This window comes from Psychrobacillus vulpis (genome assembly GCF_006861825.1).
Taxonomy (GTDB): domain Bacteria; phylum Bacillota; class Bacilli; order Bacillales_A; family Planococcaceae; genus Psychrobacillus; species Psychrobacillus vulpis.
Window position 1 is genome coordinate 22893 of record NZ_VDGI01000015.1, and the last position, 14102, is coordinate 36994.

At 36.5% G+C, this 14102-nt stretch carries 15 protein-coding genes; 13 read left to right on the top strand and 2 right to left on the bottom strand.

Features of this window, described 5'->3' with window-relative positions; translation table 11 throughout:
- Nucleotides 1-9: 9 nt before the first annotated feature.
- From rpmA to pheA, 5 genes are all read left to right on the top strand, one after another.
- Nucleotides 10-300 (top strand): 50S ribosomal protein L27, encoded by a 291-nt coding sequence (rpmA, locus tag FG384_RS13415; RefSeq protein WP_142643119.1) that lies wholly within the window; start codon nt 10-12, stop codon nt 298-300.
- 154 nt (nt 301-454) lie between these two features.
- Nucleotides 455-988 carry a Spo0B domain-containing protein gene (locus FG384_RS13420; protein ID WP_142643120.1) on the top strand — a complete coding sequence of 178 codons (534 nt, stop codon included), beginning with the start codon at nt 455-457 and terminating at the stop codon, nt 986-988.
- A 5-nt stretch (nt 989-993) separates the two neighbouring features.
- The gene (obgE, locus tag FG384_RS13425) at nt 994-2283 is read left to right on the top strand and encodes a GTPase ObgE (RefSeq protein ID WP_142643121.1); all 1290 of its coding nucleotides are present in this window, start codon (nt 994-996) and stop codon (nt 2281-2283) included.
- Between the two features lie 17 nt (nt 2284-2300).
- Nucleotides 2301-2756, top strand: coding sequence for an ACT domain-containing protein (locus FG384_RS13430; protein WP_142643122.1), 456 nt, complete (start codon nt 2301-2303; stop codon nt 2754-2756).
- 12 nt (nt 2757-2768) lie between these two features.
- Entirely contained in the window at nt 2769-3647 is an 879-nt protein-coding gene (gene pheA, locus FG384_RS13435) for a prephenate dehydratase (RefSeq protein ID WP_142643123.1), read from the top strand.
- Between the two features lie 1468 nt (nt 3648-5115).
- Here pheA and FG384_RS13440 read toward each other — a convergent pair.
- Nucleotides 5116-5646, bottom strand: a complete 531-nt coding sequence (locus FG384_RS13440) for a transcription repressor NadR (protein ID WP_142643124.1) — start codon at nt 5644-5646, stop codon at nt 5116-5118.
- A gap of 135 nt (nt 5647-5781) precedes the next feature.
- Here FG384_RS13440 and FG384_RS20325 point away from each other — a divergent pair, with 135 nt between their 5' ends.
- From FG384_RS20325 to FG384_RS13480, 8 genes are all read left to right on the top strand, one after another.
- Nucleotides 5782-6564 (top strand): LysM peptidoglycan-binding domain-containing protein, encoded by a 783-nt coding sequence (locus FG384_RS20325; RefSeq protein WP_205961803.1) that lies wholly within the window; start codon nt 5782-5784, stop codon nt 6562-6564.
- 36 nt (nt 6565-6600) lie between these two features.
- Entirely contained in the window at nt 6601-7416 is an 816-nt protein-coding gene (locus FG384_RS13450; protein ID WP_276612768.1) for a phosphotransferase, read from the top strand.
- Nucleotides 7417-7704: 288 nt separating this feature from the next.
- Entirely contained in the window at nt 7705-8325 is a 621-nt protein-coding gene (ruvA, locus tag FG384_RS13455) for a Holliday junction branch migration protein RuvA (protein WP_142643126.1), read from the top strand.
- A gap of 18 nt (nt 8326-8343) precedes the next feature.
- Nucleotides 8344-9357: a Holliday junction branch migration DNA helicase RuvB gene (gene ruvB / locus FG384_RS13460; RefSeq protein ID WP_142643127.1), complete on the top strand. Its 1014-nt coding sequence runs from the start codon at nt 8344-8346 to the stop codon at nt 9355-9357.
- A gap of 14 nt (nt 9358-9371) precedes the next feature.
- Complete coding sequence (gene queA, locus FG384_RS13465; protein WP_142643128.1) at nt 9372-10412, top strand: tRNA preQ1(34) S-adenosylmethionine ribosyltransferase-isomerase QueA; 1041 nt, start codon at nt 9372-9374, stop codon at nt 10410-10412.
- A complete protein-coding gene (gene tgt / locus FG384_RS13470) occupies nt 10413-11552 on the top strand; it encodes a tRNA guanosine(34) transglycosylase Tgt (protein WP_142643129.1) in 1140 nt (379 codons plus the stop codon).
- A gap of 43 nt (nt 11553-11595) precedes the next feature.
- On the top strand, nt 11596-11856 hold the full coding sequence (gene yajC, locus FG384_RS13475) for a preprotein translocase subunit YajC (RefSeq protein WP_142643130.1): 261 nt from the start codon (nt 11596-11598) through the stop codon (nt 11854-11856).
- A 78-nt stretch (nt 11857-11934) separates the two neighbouring features.
- Complete coding sequence (locus FG384_RS13480; RefSeq protein ID WP_142643202.1) at nt 11935-12573, top strand: DUF421 domain-containing protein; 639 nt, start codon at nt 11935-11937, stop codon at nt 12571-12573.
- Here the strand turns inward: FG384_RS13480 and FG384_RS13485 are convergent.
- Entirely contained in the window at nt 12557-14083 is a 1527-nt protein-coding gene (locus FG384_RS13485; protein WP_142643131.1) for a putative polysaccharide biosynthesis protein, read from the bottom strand. The genes FG384_RS13480 and FG384_RS13485 overlap by 17 nt on opposite strands.
- Nucleotides 14084-14102 lie beyond the last annotated feature (19 nt).

Consider the following 14102-nt stretch of genomic DNA (forward strand, 5'->3'; position numbering starts at 1 on the left):
GTGGAACATATGTTAAGATTAGATCTTCAGTTTTTCGCATCCAAAAAAGGAGTAGGTTCGACTAAAAACGGTCGTGACTCTCAATCGAAACGTCTAGGCGCTAAACGTGCTGACGGACAATTCGTATCAGGCGGATCTATTTTATACCGTCAACGCGGTACTAAAATTCACCCTGGTGAAAACGTTGGACGTGGTGGAGATGACACACTTTTTGCGAAAGTTGACGGTGTAGTACGCTTTGAGCGTTTCGGCCGTGACAAGAAAAAAGTAAGTGTATATCCTGTAGCTCAAGAAGCTTAATGAAGAAATTAAAGGACTGCATTTATGCGGTCCTTTTTTTCATTTTAGTTACAAAGTAAATTAAAACGAGTAAGTTCTCTTTACTTCACAGCAAAAAGATGCTATTCCTGTTATACTTATTAAGGATAGCCTACTACGGAGCGTGTATACTAAAATGAAGCCTAAAAAAATTACAGCAAATGAAATATTGCGTCATTCGATGCATGATTTTTTAAACAATATGCATTTAATCCAAATGAATTTAGATATGGGTAGACTTGATGAAGCGAAGAATCTTATTCGAAAGTACTCATTAAAGTGTAATCAGTTTTTTGATGTCAATAACACTGGTTTATATAACACAAATGAATTGCTACAGATGTTCAGTTGGACATACAATAAAGTTACATTAGAAATTCAAACTTCTCTTCAGAAAAGAGGAGCTGAACGATATGATGTCCTTTTAAAAGATTATTTGGAACGATTCATCCAATCGATTTATCCGCTATTTAGAGGGTACAAAGAACAACTATTAAAAGTGCATATCCTTACGAATGAAACTTTGGAAATCCATGTAGATTTAAAGGGAGACTGGTCTCCTTATACTTGGATAGAGGAAACGTTTAATGGATTGTTCCGGATGGAAAAAGAAGTTAATACCGAGTCACAAATAAAATTTAAACTAATAGCAAGTGAGAGATTGGAGTGAAATAAATGTTTGTAGATCACGTCAAGATTTATGTTAAAGGCGGAGACGGTGGAGATGGAATGGTAGCATTCCGTCGTGAGAAATACGTACCAAACGGTGGTCCAGCTGGTGGAGATGGCGGAAATGGTGGAGACGTTATTTTTGTTGTAGATGAAGGTCTTCGTACATTAATGGATTTTCGTTACAAACGTCATTTTAAAGCAGATCGTGGAGAACACGGGATGAGCAAAAATCAGCATGGGAAAAATGCAGAAGATTTATATGTCAAAGTTCCACCTGGTACTGTTGTATCTAATGAAGAAACTGGACAAGTAATTGCGGATTTAGTAGAGCATGGACAAAAAGCAGTTATTGCAAAAGGTGGACGTGGAGGAAGAGGGAACTCTCGCTTCGCTACATCAGCCAACCCTGCTCCAGAGCTTTCTGAAAAAGGGGAACCTGGTTTTGAGTTTACTATTGCATTAGAATTGAAAGTATTGGCAGATGTTGGTTTAGTAGGATTCCCAAGTGTTGGTAAATCCACGTTATTATCTGTAGTTTCAGCAGCTAAACCAAAAATTGCAGCATATCATTTTACTACGATTGTTCCAAATCTTGGAATGGTTGAAACAGAAGATCATCGCAGTTTTGCAATGGCAGATTTACCAGGCCTTATTGAAGGTGCTCATGAAGGTGTTGGGCTAGGACATCAATTTTTACGTCATATTGAGCGTACACGAGTAATTGTACATGTTATTGACATGTCGGGTATGGAAGGAAGAGATCCATATGAGGATTATGTAACGATTAATGAGGAATTAAAACAATACAATCTTCGTTTAACGGAAAGACCTCAAATTATCGTTGCTAACAAAATGGACATGCCTGATGCAGAGGAAAACTTGATAGCATTTAAAGAAAAAATTGGGGCGGAAACAAAGATTTTCCCTATCTCGGCAATTTCACGTCAAGGGCTGCAAGGATTGCTTTTTGCTATTGCAGATCAATTAGAAGTAGCTCCGGAATTCCCATTAGAAGAATTAGAGGATAACGAAACCGATACTTCTGTTATGTATAAGCATGAGGCGAAAAAAGATGACTTCATTATTTCTAGAGATGATGACGGTGCGTTTGTATTATCTGGTGGTTCGGTAGAAAGATTGTTTAAAATGACCGATTTCAGCAGAGAGGATTCCATCCGTCGTTTTGCTAGACAATTACGTGGTATGGGAATCGACGATGCATTACGTGAACGCGGTGCAAAAGATGGAGATATTGTACGATTGTTAAAATTTGAATTTGAATTTATCGAGTAGAGAAAGAAGGGGACCGCATGAAGGATGTTACACACCAGCGCTTTTATTTAGTAAGAGAGGATGTACTTACCGAAGCAATGCAAAAAACATTGGAAGCTAAGCATCTTCTCCAATCTGGTAAAGTATCTTCGATATGGGATGCAGTAAAAGAAGTTGATCTATCAAGGAGTGCTTTTTATAAATATCGTGATGCGGTTTTTCCTTTCCATTCGATTGTACAGGAAAGAATATTGACGGTATTTTTACAGCTTGAAGACAGAGAAGGCACCCTTGCTAGATTGTTACAACTTGTTGCTGAATCTACTATAAATATTTTAACAATTCATCAAACAATTCCTATTCAAGGAAGAGCAAGTGTTACATTATCTCTTGATGTGACTGCTATGACGAAAGAATTAGATGATTTTGTGAATGAAATGAAGCGACTAGATTTTGTAGAATCTGCTGAAGTAATTAGTTCAGGTGCTTTATAAGGAGGATTACATATGTCAGCGCAAAAGGTAGCTTATCTAGGTCCGGAAGCCTCTTTTACACATTTAGCATCTAAAGCACTATTTCAAGATGAACTGCTTGTCCCGATTCGAACAATACCAGAATGTATAGAGGCAGTTGCAAATGGTAAAGTAGATGTTGCTGTTGTTCCTTTAGAAAATGCATTAGAAGGGACCGTGCCTTTAACGATTGATTATTTATTCCATGAAGTAGATGTGTCCGTTATTGCAGAAATACAGGCTCCTATTGAACAACATTTAATGGTACATCCAAACAATCATAAAAAATGGGAAGAAATAACGTCAATCTATTCACATCCCCATGCATTAGCTCAATGTCATAAATATTTGTACTATCGATTTGGAAAAGTTCCACTGGAACAATCTACTTCAACAGCAGCAGCAGCTAAATTTGTTTCTGAAAATGAAAAAGCTTGTATAGCGGCAATTGGAAACTCCTCTGCGGCAATTGAATATGGACTTACTATAGTAGAACATAATATTCATGATTTCCATTTTAACCATACTCGCTTTTTTGTACTTTCTAGGAGCAATCATTGTATTCAAAAGCCTGGCCATATCGGCCAAGTAAAAACTACTGTTATGATTACTTTACCAAAAGATGATCGATCGGGAGCATTACATCAAGTACTTTCTGTTTTTGCTTGGAGACAGCTCAATTTAAGCAAAATCGAATCCCGACCTTTAAAAACTGGATTAGGGCAATACTTTTTCGTCATGGATGTTTTGGAAGATGAACAAATGCCAATGATGATTGGAGCTATGGAAGAGTTAAAGGCTTTAGGATGTGAAGTAAAATCTCTTGGCTCTTATAATACATATGAAACCGAAAAGAAAATTGCTTCAGACTGAGGGGAAAGTGTTTTATCTACGCTGTTGACTCCCGTATCTACTCATTAGTACTTCATCGTACATAACTCTATTTTCTAAAGTATATAATTAAATATGTAGAGTAAGCATCTTTCGATAAGGTGTTTACAGTTTGAACACTGAAGGTTTCTGGAATGTTGAACATTTCCGAAGCCTTTTTAATTTTTCCTTCTAATTCCGAGTAATAACGCCTTGATTGATTTGTAAATGTAGCGTCAAAGCCCCTACACTAGTGAAGCAAAGGGCACTGCCTATAATTATACGCTGCCACATGAGGTTGTCCAATACTCCAATACATAAGAAAATCGTTGAAATGGCTCCCTTTCCGCGGGCGTTTCCTCAGCCTCCTCGCTTCGCTACGGGGTCTTCGACTAACGCTATTCCCGCAGGAGTATCGCCTTCTTCAACGATTTTCTAGAAATGAAGAAGTACATATAATTAGACGCTACCAGATGAGGTTGTCCAATATTCCAATATGTAAGAAAATCGTTGAAACGGCTCCCTTTCCGGAGGCCACTGAAAAAGTCACTTTTTTTCAAAAAATAAAAACGAAATCCCATAATTCCTTCACTTTTTAGGGTGTTTATGGGGACGTCATGCCAATTTTGATACAAATATACTTCTCAAGTGGTGACTTTATTTTCTGAATTTTGGTTTTTCAGTGGCCTCCCTTTCCGCGGGCGTTGCCTCAGCCTCCTCGCTTTGCTGCGGGGTCTTCGACTAACGCTATTCCCGCAGGAGTATCGCCATTATCAACGATTTTCTAGAAATGAAAAAGTATTTATTCTAATAACAGACAGTTTTTCAATGCTCTCAGAGAAGGGAGAATAAGGCTTGGCGTTTCGTCCGCAGAAAGTGAGTAGCTTTTCCGGACTCAATAAGTTTTGATTGGAATTTATAAAAAAAATATAATCCTCTTTAGCTTTGATGGCGTTCATTTTGTTAAGTATGTGGCATTATCACATAAAAACACCTTTATTGATTAATACATAGAGGAAAAAGCTGCGATACTCCTGCGGAAAAACGGAGCGTCCAAGACCCCGCACGAGCTAAGCGAGACCACTGAAAAACTCAAAATTATTTTTATAGGAACTATTTGCTGTATTTAGTTTAAAGAATTTAGCGCGACGCATGAGACTCCTGCGGGAAAGCGAGACAGACGAGACCCCGCACGAAGCGAAGCGTAGGAGGAGGCTCGTCGCTCGCCCGCGGAAAGCGAATGCCAAAGCGCTAAATACTCTTAGGACTATTTGATAGATAATTTATTTGAATGACACTTTTTCAGTGCCCTCAGCGCTGTGAGGAGGAGGCTTGGCGATTCGTCCGCGGAAAGCGAGTAGCTTTTTCCACACTTAATTAGACTTCATTCTTTTATAAAAATGAAGCACCATTTTCTAAGATGCATAATTGAATGATTAGAACCTTTGATTATACAATAGAAGTAAATTTTTTAATCCTCCACCAAGTACCCCTTACGCCGAATAGCTTCAATTCCTCGATTTAATATTTCTTCAGTTGGTGCGGATAATAGATGAAGATGAATGCCGGAAGTTAATTCCAATAGAAAAGAAGCTTCTGTTTCCCTTACTTTTTTTAAGAACATTTCTACATCGTGACGGTTCGATACCATTATTGAAGAAGTGATTTCACCGTAAACAGGGTGCTCAACTGAGACGTTCTCAACAGTGACTCCTGCATCTACAAGTGTTTGTAATTCGTCTTCAGAATCTTTTGATTGGTGATTACAAGCTACACGTTTTTGTGCATAAGAATTATGTTCTTTATCCGGCAATAACAAATAACCTTGACTAGTCGAAACAATAGGAGCGTTTTTTGCTTTTAATAGCGTTATATCGTTTACTATTACTTGCCTACTGACATTTGCTAGTTTTGCTAATTCTGTTCCTGTAACAGGATGTGTCTGTTCAATTAAATAAGAAATAAGCCAGTCTCGTCTCTCTTGACCTTTTAACTTTTTCACCGATAACCCCTCCAAACTTGCATAACTACATACTGCTTTATCATAAGTTTAACATGAAGGAAGTTAGTTTGTTTTAAAAACATGTAACATTTGAAATTGAGGTACATATTTTAAAGAGAAGGAAGGAGGAAGACTGTGCACATCCATATTGTACAAAAAGGGGACACTCTTTGGAAAATATCGAGAAGCTATAACGTTTCCTTTGAGGAATTAAAAAAATTAAATGCACATTTAGCAAATCCGGAGTATATTGTGCCAGGGATGAAAATATTTATTCCTGAAACGAAAAAAATGGAGTCCATGAGACATCCGTATAGTGAGGATCGACCAGTTAAAAAGGAAATGGTAAAAAAGGAGGAAGTCAAAATTCAACCACAACATCCGATGCCACAAGTTCCACCTATTCAACCATCTAAACCGATGAAAACTATGCCAAAAGCTCAACCAATGCCAATGCCACAACCAATGCCGCAAGTGCAACCACCGCAACCATCACCGCCAATGCAACCGATGCCGTCATTTACAATGCCTTTTCATATAATGCCTGTACCAGATTTAGACATGACGCCATCACCTCAAGGTTGGAGATTGATGGAATCTACATCGATTCAAATAAATATTCATAATGAGGATCGTGAAAGGGCTGAATCGCCAAGAGCACCAGTGCAACCTATTCCACAGTATGTAAGTCCGGAAGTAGAAGAACCATCTCCAATGATGCCAGAAATGTATCCGTGTGATCCATGTCAGCAATTCCCATACATGCACCATCCAATGCATTCACAAATGCATCCACAAATGCACCCACATATGCACCCACATATGCACCCACATATGCATCCACACGGTGGTTATCCATGCATCGTATGTTACGTACCAGTATATCCATGTCCCCCATATCCTTACCAACACTTTTAAAAAGTGAGTTACTATATTCGGCAAATAAAAAAGAATGTGTGGAAATGGGAAAATGAAAATGGCATTTTTTCTGTGAAAAAATATCCAACATTAGAACAAGCTGAAAAAATTCGCTTGATACACAATGAATTAGAAAAACTTGAGAAGCCATTTGTTTTACCAGTAGTGGAATCAACACAAGATGATTTTATCATTCAGCCTTGGTTTAAAGGTACGCATTCGGTTGACTATGGAAGTGAATCAGATCGTAAAGAAGTATATACTCTATTAAATCGTTTACATGAAACAAATCGAAAGATTAACTGGGAAGATCACAGTTTACTCCAGCCATTTCATTTAATTTCAAAATGGCAAAATCGTAGTATGAAAATGAAAGAAATTTCATATTTCATAGAGTTTTATTTAGGAATAAATGAAACTATGATTCTTTTGCAATATGGTGAAGTAGCACTGAACAATATGCAATCATTTAAAAATAAAGATATTACGATTTTGCACGGAGATGTCGTACATCATAATTTTTTATCCAATGATTCTGCTTATAAAATAATAGACTTTGATTTAGCAGTAGTTGGACCTCGAGAAATGGAGGAAATATTATGGATGCACCGTGTCCTTCCTGCGATTGACTATGATATCCATTTTTTATTAAGTGAATTCCCATCATTGGAAAAGGTAGTATTAAAGCATAAAGAAGCATTAATGTATCCAAATGAATTGTATAGAGAATGGTTATACGCGTATGCTTTACCTTTAGAAAGAAAGCAGAAATTCATCGATCAGTTAATCCCGTATACGAATAAAGCATTAACAGAATGGCCGAAATTATGCTATAATTTAAGTCAATTATAAACGTTTAGACTTAGAGTTGGTCGCTCATGTTGAGAGCGACCTTTTTCTTGATGTCTAGACTTTAGAAAATAATTGTCACAAAATAGCTTTTAGAGAATAATTTGTGTTAAGTGGGACGTAAGAGCTTTTTCTTATTGATGAAGTACAGCGCCTTGCCATTCATTAATGCCTATTTCTACTTGCTGCTGAGGAGTTGTCTCCTCAGTTTACTCGTCGGGGTTGTCATAGGGGGCTTTCGATTCTCTTAATATGCTATAATTGGTCTGTTGATTGTGAGGGATATTGTATATGTATGACTATATAAAAGGACAAGTTACACGCGTTACACCAGAGTATGTTGTAGTAGAGCAACAAGGAATTGGGTATCAATTATTTACACCAAATCCATTTGCGTTTCGAAAGAGTGAAGAATTGGTTCAAGTTTATACCCATTTTCATGTAAGAGAAGATGCCCAACAATTGATGGGCTTTCTGGAGTTATCACAACGTGAGTTATTTAGAAAACTTATTCTTGTTTCAGGCATTGGTCCGAAAGGTGCACTTGCCATATTAGCTAGTGGAGAGCCTACTCATGTAATTCAAGCAATTGAGCGGGAAGATGAGACATTTTTAGTGAAATTCCCTGGAGTCGGGAAGAAAACAGCACGTCAAATGATTCTAGATCTGAAAGGAAAGTTGCACGATTTATTTGATATAGAACAATTTGAGTTTGAGAATGACCAACCAACTTTATTTGTAGATAGTCAAGCAAATCATGATTTAGAAGAGGCAATGCTTGCTTTAACTGCATTAGGTTACTCAGAGCGAGAGTTAACGAAAATACGACCATTATTAAAAGGAAATGACTCTTTACATACAACAGATGATTTCATGAAAAAAGCACTTCAATTATTATTTTCTGGTAAATAAGGGAAGGAGGTTCTAAACATGACGGAACGAGTTATTTCAAGTGAAATATCCCATTTTGATGAACCATTTGAACAATCGCTTCGACCTCAACTTTTATCTCAATATATCGGACAAGATAAGATAAAACATAATTTAGAAATCTTCATTGAAGCGGCTAAAATGAGAAACGAAAGTCTAGATCATTGTCTATTGTATGGACCGCCTGGACTTGGGAAAACTACATTAGCAGCAGTCATTGCGAATGAAATGAACGTGCAAATGCGTATGACAAGTGGTCCTGCGATTGAACGACCTGGTGATTTGGCTGCTATTGTTAGTTCTCTTGAGCCAGGCGACGTTCTATTTATAGATGAAATACATCGATTAAATCGCTCTATTGAAGAAGTATTGTATCCAGCTATGGAAGATTTTTGTTTGGATATTGTTGTTGGTAAAGGTCCATCAGCACGTAGTGTTCGTTTGGATTTGCCACCATTTACTTTGATCGGAGCAACAACAAGAGCTGGAGCATTGTCAGCTCCTCTTCGTGACCGATTCGGTGTTTTACTAAGACTGGATTTTTACGATGAAGAAGCGTTAACCTCCATTGTTGCTAGAAGTGCAGAGTTGTTTAATGCATCTATTGACCATGAATCTGCAGGTGAAATTGCTAGACGTGCAAGAGGAACTCCACGTATTGCTAATCGTTTATTGAAACGAGTAAGAGATTACGCGCAAGTAAGAGGAAATGGTCATATATCGATTGACATAGCTAAAGAAGCGTTAGAATTACTACAAGTAGATCCAAGAGGATTGGATCACATTGATTACAAATTAATTACTGCAATGATTGAACGATTCCGAGGAGGTCCTGTTGGTCTAGATACAATTGCTGCAAGTATTGGTGAAGAATCTACTACGATTGAAGATGTATATGAACCATATTTATTGCAAATTGGATTTATTCAACGTTCTCCTAGAGGAAGAATTGTAACAACACTTGCATATGACCATTTTGGTATTCCATTACCAATTGAAAGAATTGACCAATAAAGGATGTACAAAAAATGAAAGTAGAAGATTTTGATTTTGAGTTACCAGAAGAACTAATTGCACAAACTCCACTATTAGATCGTACAAGCAGTAAACTTTTAGTAGCAGATTATCCAAACGATGCATATAAACACGAAACTTTTTCTGCTATTCTCGGTGAATTAAACAAGGGAGATTGCCTTGTGCTAAATGATACAAAGGTAATGCCAGCTCGTTTAATGGGAGTAAAAGAAGAGACAGGTGCAAATGTAGAAGTTTTACTTTTAACGCAAATAGAGGGGGACAATTGGGAAACACTAGTTAAACCTGCTAAACGAGTAAAAGTAGGAACAAAAATTACATTTGGTGAAGGACTGTTAACTGCTGTTTGTACGGAATTAAAAGATCACGGGGGACGAATATTCCGCTTCGAATACGAAGGTGTGTTTTTTGAAGTGTTAGATAAACTGGGTGAAATGCCACTCCCACCGTATATTCATGAAAAACTAGAAGAAAAAGATCGATATCAGACGGTATATGCAAAAGAACAAGGTTCTGCTGCAGCACCGACTGCTGGTTTACATTTCACAGAAATGCTTTTAGATGACATTCGTGCAAAAGGTGTTAAAATAGCTTTTGTGACACTTCATGTAGGACTTGGAACATTCCGTCCAGTTAGTGTAGATTCCATTGACGATCATGAAATGCATTCGGAGTTTTATCGCGTATCGAAAGAAACTGCTCAGACGATAAATGAAGTAAGAGCAGCTGGAGGTAAAATTGTAGCAGTAGGTACTACCTCTACAAGAACACTGGAAACAGTTGCAACTAAATTTGATGGTCAGATGGAAGAAGATAGTGGTTGGACATCTATTTTTATCTATCCAGGATATCAATTTAAATGTATTGATGGAATGATCACTAATTTTCATTTACCTAAATCTACACTTGTCATGTTAGTTAGTGCACTTACATCAAGAGAATTTATATTAACAGCATACAAAGAAGCAATTGAAAGAAGTTACCGCTTTTTCAGTTTCGGTGATGCAATGTTTATAAAGGGAAGGAATTATTAAATGGCTGCAATAACTTATGAATTAATAAAAAAAGATAAACAAACAGGCGCACGACTAGGAATTGTCCATACGCCACATGGATCATTTGAGACGCCAACTTTCATGCCAGTAGGGACTCAGGCTACCGTTAAAACAATGGCACCTGAAGACTTAAAAGCAATGGAAGCAGGAATTATTTTAAGTAATACTTATCATTTATGGCTTCGTCCTGGGCATGATATTATTCGTGAAGCAGGTGGATTGCATAAATTTATGAACTGGGACCGTGCTATTTTAACTGATTCTGGTGGTTTCCAAGTTTTTAGCTTAAGTGATATGCGTAAAATTGAAGAGGAAGGTGTACACTTCCGAAATCATTTAAACGGAGATAAACTGTTTTTAAGTCCAGAAAAATCAATGGAAATTCAAAATGCATTAGGGTCAGATATTATGATGGCATTTGATGAATGTCCACCATACCCTGCAAGTTTTGAGTATATGAAAGCTTCTGTCGAACGTACTTCGCGCTGGGCAGAACGTTGTTTAGAGGCTCATACAAATACAGAAAAACAAGGCTTATTTGGTATTATCCAAGGAGGCGAATATGAAGAATTACGTCGTCAATCTGCAAAAGATTTAATATCTTTGGATTTCCCTGGTTATGCGGTTGGTGGTTTATCAGTTGGAGAACCAAAAGATGTAATGAATCGTGTGCTTGATTTTACGGCACCTCTAATGCCTGAAAATAAACCACGCTATTTGATGGGAGTAGGCTCACCAGACTCGCTTATAGATGGTTCTATTCGAGGTATAGACATGTTTGACTGCGTGTTACCAACTCGTATTGCACGTAATGGAACATTCTTTACATCGAAAGGACGTTTAGTTATTAAGGGTGCAGCATTTGCACGCGACTTTGGACCAATTGATGAAAAATGTGATTGCTATACTTGTAAAAATTATTCAAGAGCATATCTTCGCCATTTATTCAAAGCAGATGAAACATTTGGTTTACGTTTAGCTTCGTACCACAATCTTCATTTCTTAATGAATTTGATGAAGGATGTACGACAAGCAATCCGAGAAGATCGCTTATTAGATTTTAAAGAAGAATTTTTTGAAGAATACGGTTACAATAAACCGAATGCAAAAAATTTCTGATTCTTGTATACTAGTAAGAGATAAAAAGGAGGGGAATAAATACATGGATACTTTGGTAGGATTATTACCGATAATTGCAATGTTCGCAGTGATGTGGTTTTTCATCATTCGTCCAGCGCAAAAACGACAAAAAAACACAGCTCAAATGCAAAATAGTCTAAAACGTGGAGACAAAATTATTACTGTTGGTGGTTTACACGGGAAGATTGATGCAGTAGACGATTCAACAATTTTTGTAGTAGTAGCTGACGGTACACGTTTACAATTTGAACGCGTAGCAGTTGGACGAGTTGTCTCTGAGTAAACAATAAATAAAAGAACTTACTCATAAATATATGAGTAAGTTCTTTTTTTGTGGGCATAGTAAAACAGAGGTGATATGATGAACGATATTCTCATCATAATTATTCGAACTTTTATTTTGTATTGGTTAATTTTGACCATACTTCGTCTAATGGGAAAAAGAGAAGTTGGTGAGCTAAGTCTTTTTGATTTAGTTGTCTTTTTATTGATAGCAGAAGTTGCGGCATTTGCTTTAGATGATCCTAAGAGTAATTTTGTACATTCAATCATTCCTATGATCACTCTATTAATTATTCAAATGACCGTATCTTATATATCATTAAAAAATAAAAAGTTTCGCGATACGATGGAAGGAATTCCATCGATTATTATCAAAGACGGCATTATTATAGAAAAAGAAATGAGAAAACAACGATATAATTTAGATGATCTTTTGCAACAGTTACGTGAACAACAAATTGGTTCTATACAGACAGTCTCTTATGCATTTTTAGAACCTTCCGGTAACTTATCTGTCTTTAAAAAAGAAAGTGAACAATACGTTTATCCTTTAATTATAGACGGAGATATTCAAGAAAGTCATCTTCAAAGAATAGGAAAAAGTGAAAAATGGTTGAGAGAAGAACTAAAAAAACAATTAATAGAAGATGAAAAGAAAATTTTTTATTGTAGTTATGAAGATGATTCATTGTATATTCAACTTAAAACTTCTTTTTAGATGTTCGAAGTATTTGTAGAATAACACTGACCTCTTTTCTTTTTATTTGTCTAAAAAGAACTAATCCTATCGTTAGATAAAGAACAGACACTAAACAATCAACTATTAAGGATCTTTCACCTATAGAAAAAATTAATGGACGTGAAACAATTGTAAGTAAAAAAATAGCATATGGAAGTGCAAAAAACGAGAAGCCTATTTGTGCTTCTTTTTTTTCTCTTAAAGAAGCAATATGTAGAAAGGAAGTGATTAATACACCAAAACCAATCGCAACGACGGCTCCTTTTTCCTGGATTGCTGCTTGAGAAGCAAGAAAAAATAGTAAAAGTAATTTACCAACTCCGCCATATAGAGAGTTTAAGAAAGCCGCCTTGGAGTTGTTTAAAGCTTGTAAAATGGAAAACAACGGGCTTTGAATATAATAAAAGAAAAAAATAGGAGACAATATTTTCATATATACAGTAGCATTTTCAACATGAAAAAGTGCGGAAACGAGTTCTCCACCGTGTAAATAAAATAGTGTCGCAGCGTAACAACCTGTTAAGGTAGAGAATTTTAAAGATAGATGAATTCTTTCTTTTAATAAAGAATTATTCCTTCTTGCAAATGCATCACTTACAGCTGGAATCAGTACGACAGATAATGCGTAAGGAATAAAGGATGGAAAGAGTACTAATGGTACTAAAACACCCGAGATAACTCCATATAGAGTAGTAGCAGCAACACTTGTAATACCTGTTATTGCTAAAGCTTTGATAAAGATGATGGGTTCTAAAAACCATGTGAACGATCCAAATAATTTACTACCCGAAGATGGCAAAGCAATAGAAAAAAGAGGTGAAAGTGGATAGGCATTTGAAGCTTTTTTTATCGTTTGCTTCGCTTTCCATTTTACATACTTCCATCTCAGGTAAAGTAAAGCCGCAACTTCTCCTAATAAGGACATTCCCATAGCATAAGCTGCTGCCTCTTTTGGGGAAGCTGAAGTTAGTAGAAATGGCAATAAAAAGCTAATGAGTAGAATTCGTATTATTTGCTCCATCAATTGGGAAACAGCTGTCTCTTCTATTCTTGCTATTCCTTGAAAGAATCCTTTTAAGATACCACCGGCTGCAGCAATTGGTACTATGGCAATGGAAACATAAAGTGTCATTGTTATGGCATCATTCTTTAATAAGTTTTCAGAAATAAATGGAGCGACATAAAGGAAAATTGGAGTAAATGCTAGAATAGATATAACAGTAACGATGACAGATGTTCGCATGACCGAGAAATAACTAGAAATAGCATTTCTTGTTCTTAACTCAGCAATAATTTTGGACATTGCAATAGGTATGCCAAGCTGAATTAGAGATAGAAAGAAAATAAACGCTGGATAAGCAGTCATATATATGCCATATGCTTCTTCTCCAGTTAATCGAACGAATTGCATTCGGTAAACAAACCCTAGAAACTTGGACAAAAAGATTGCAAGCATTAACAAAATAGATCCTCTTAAAAATGTAGACATATAAACACTTCCTTCTCAA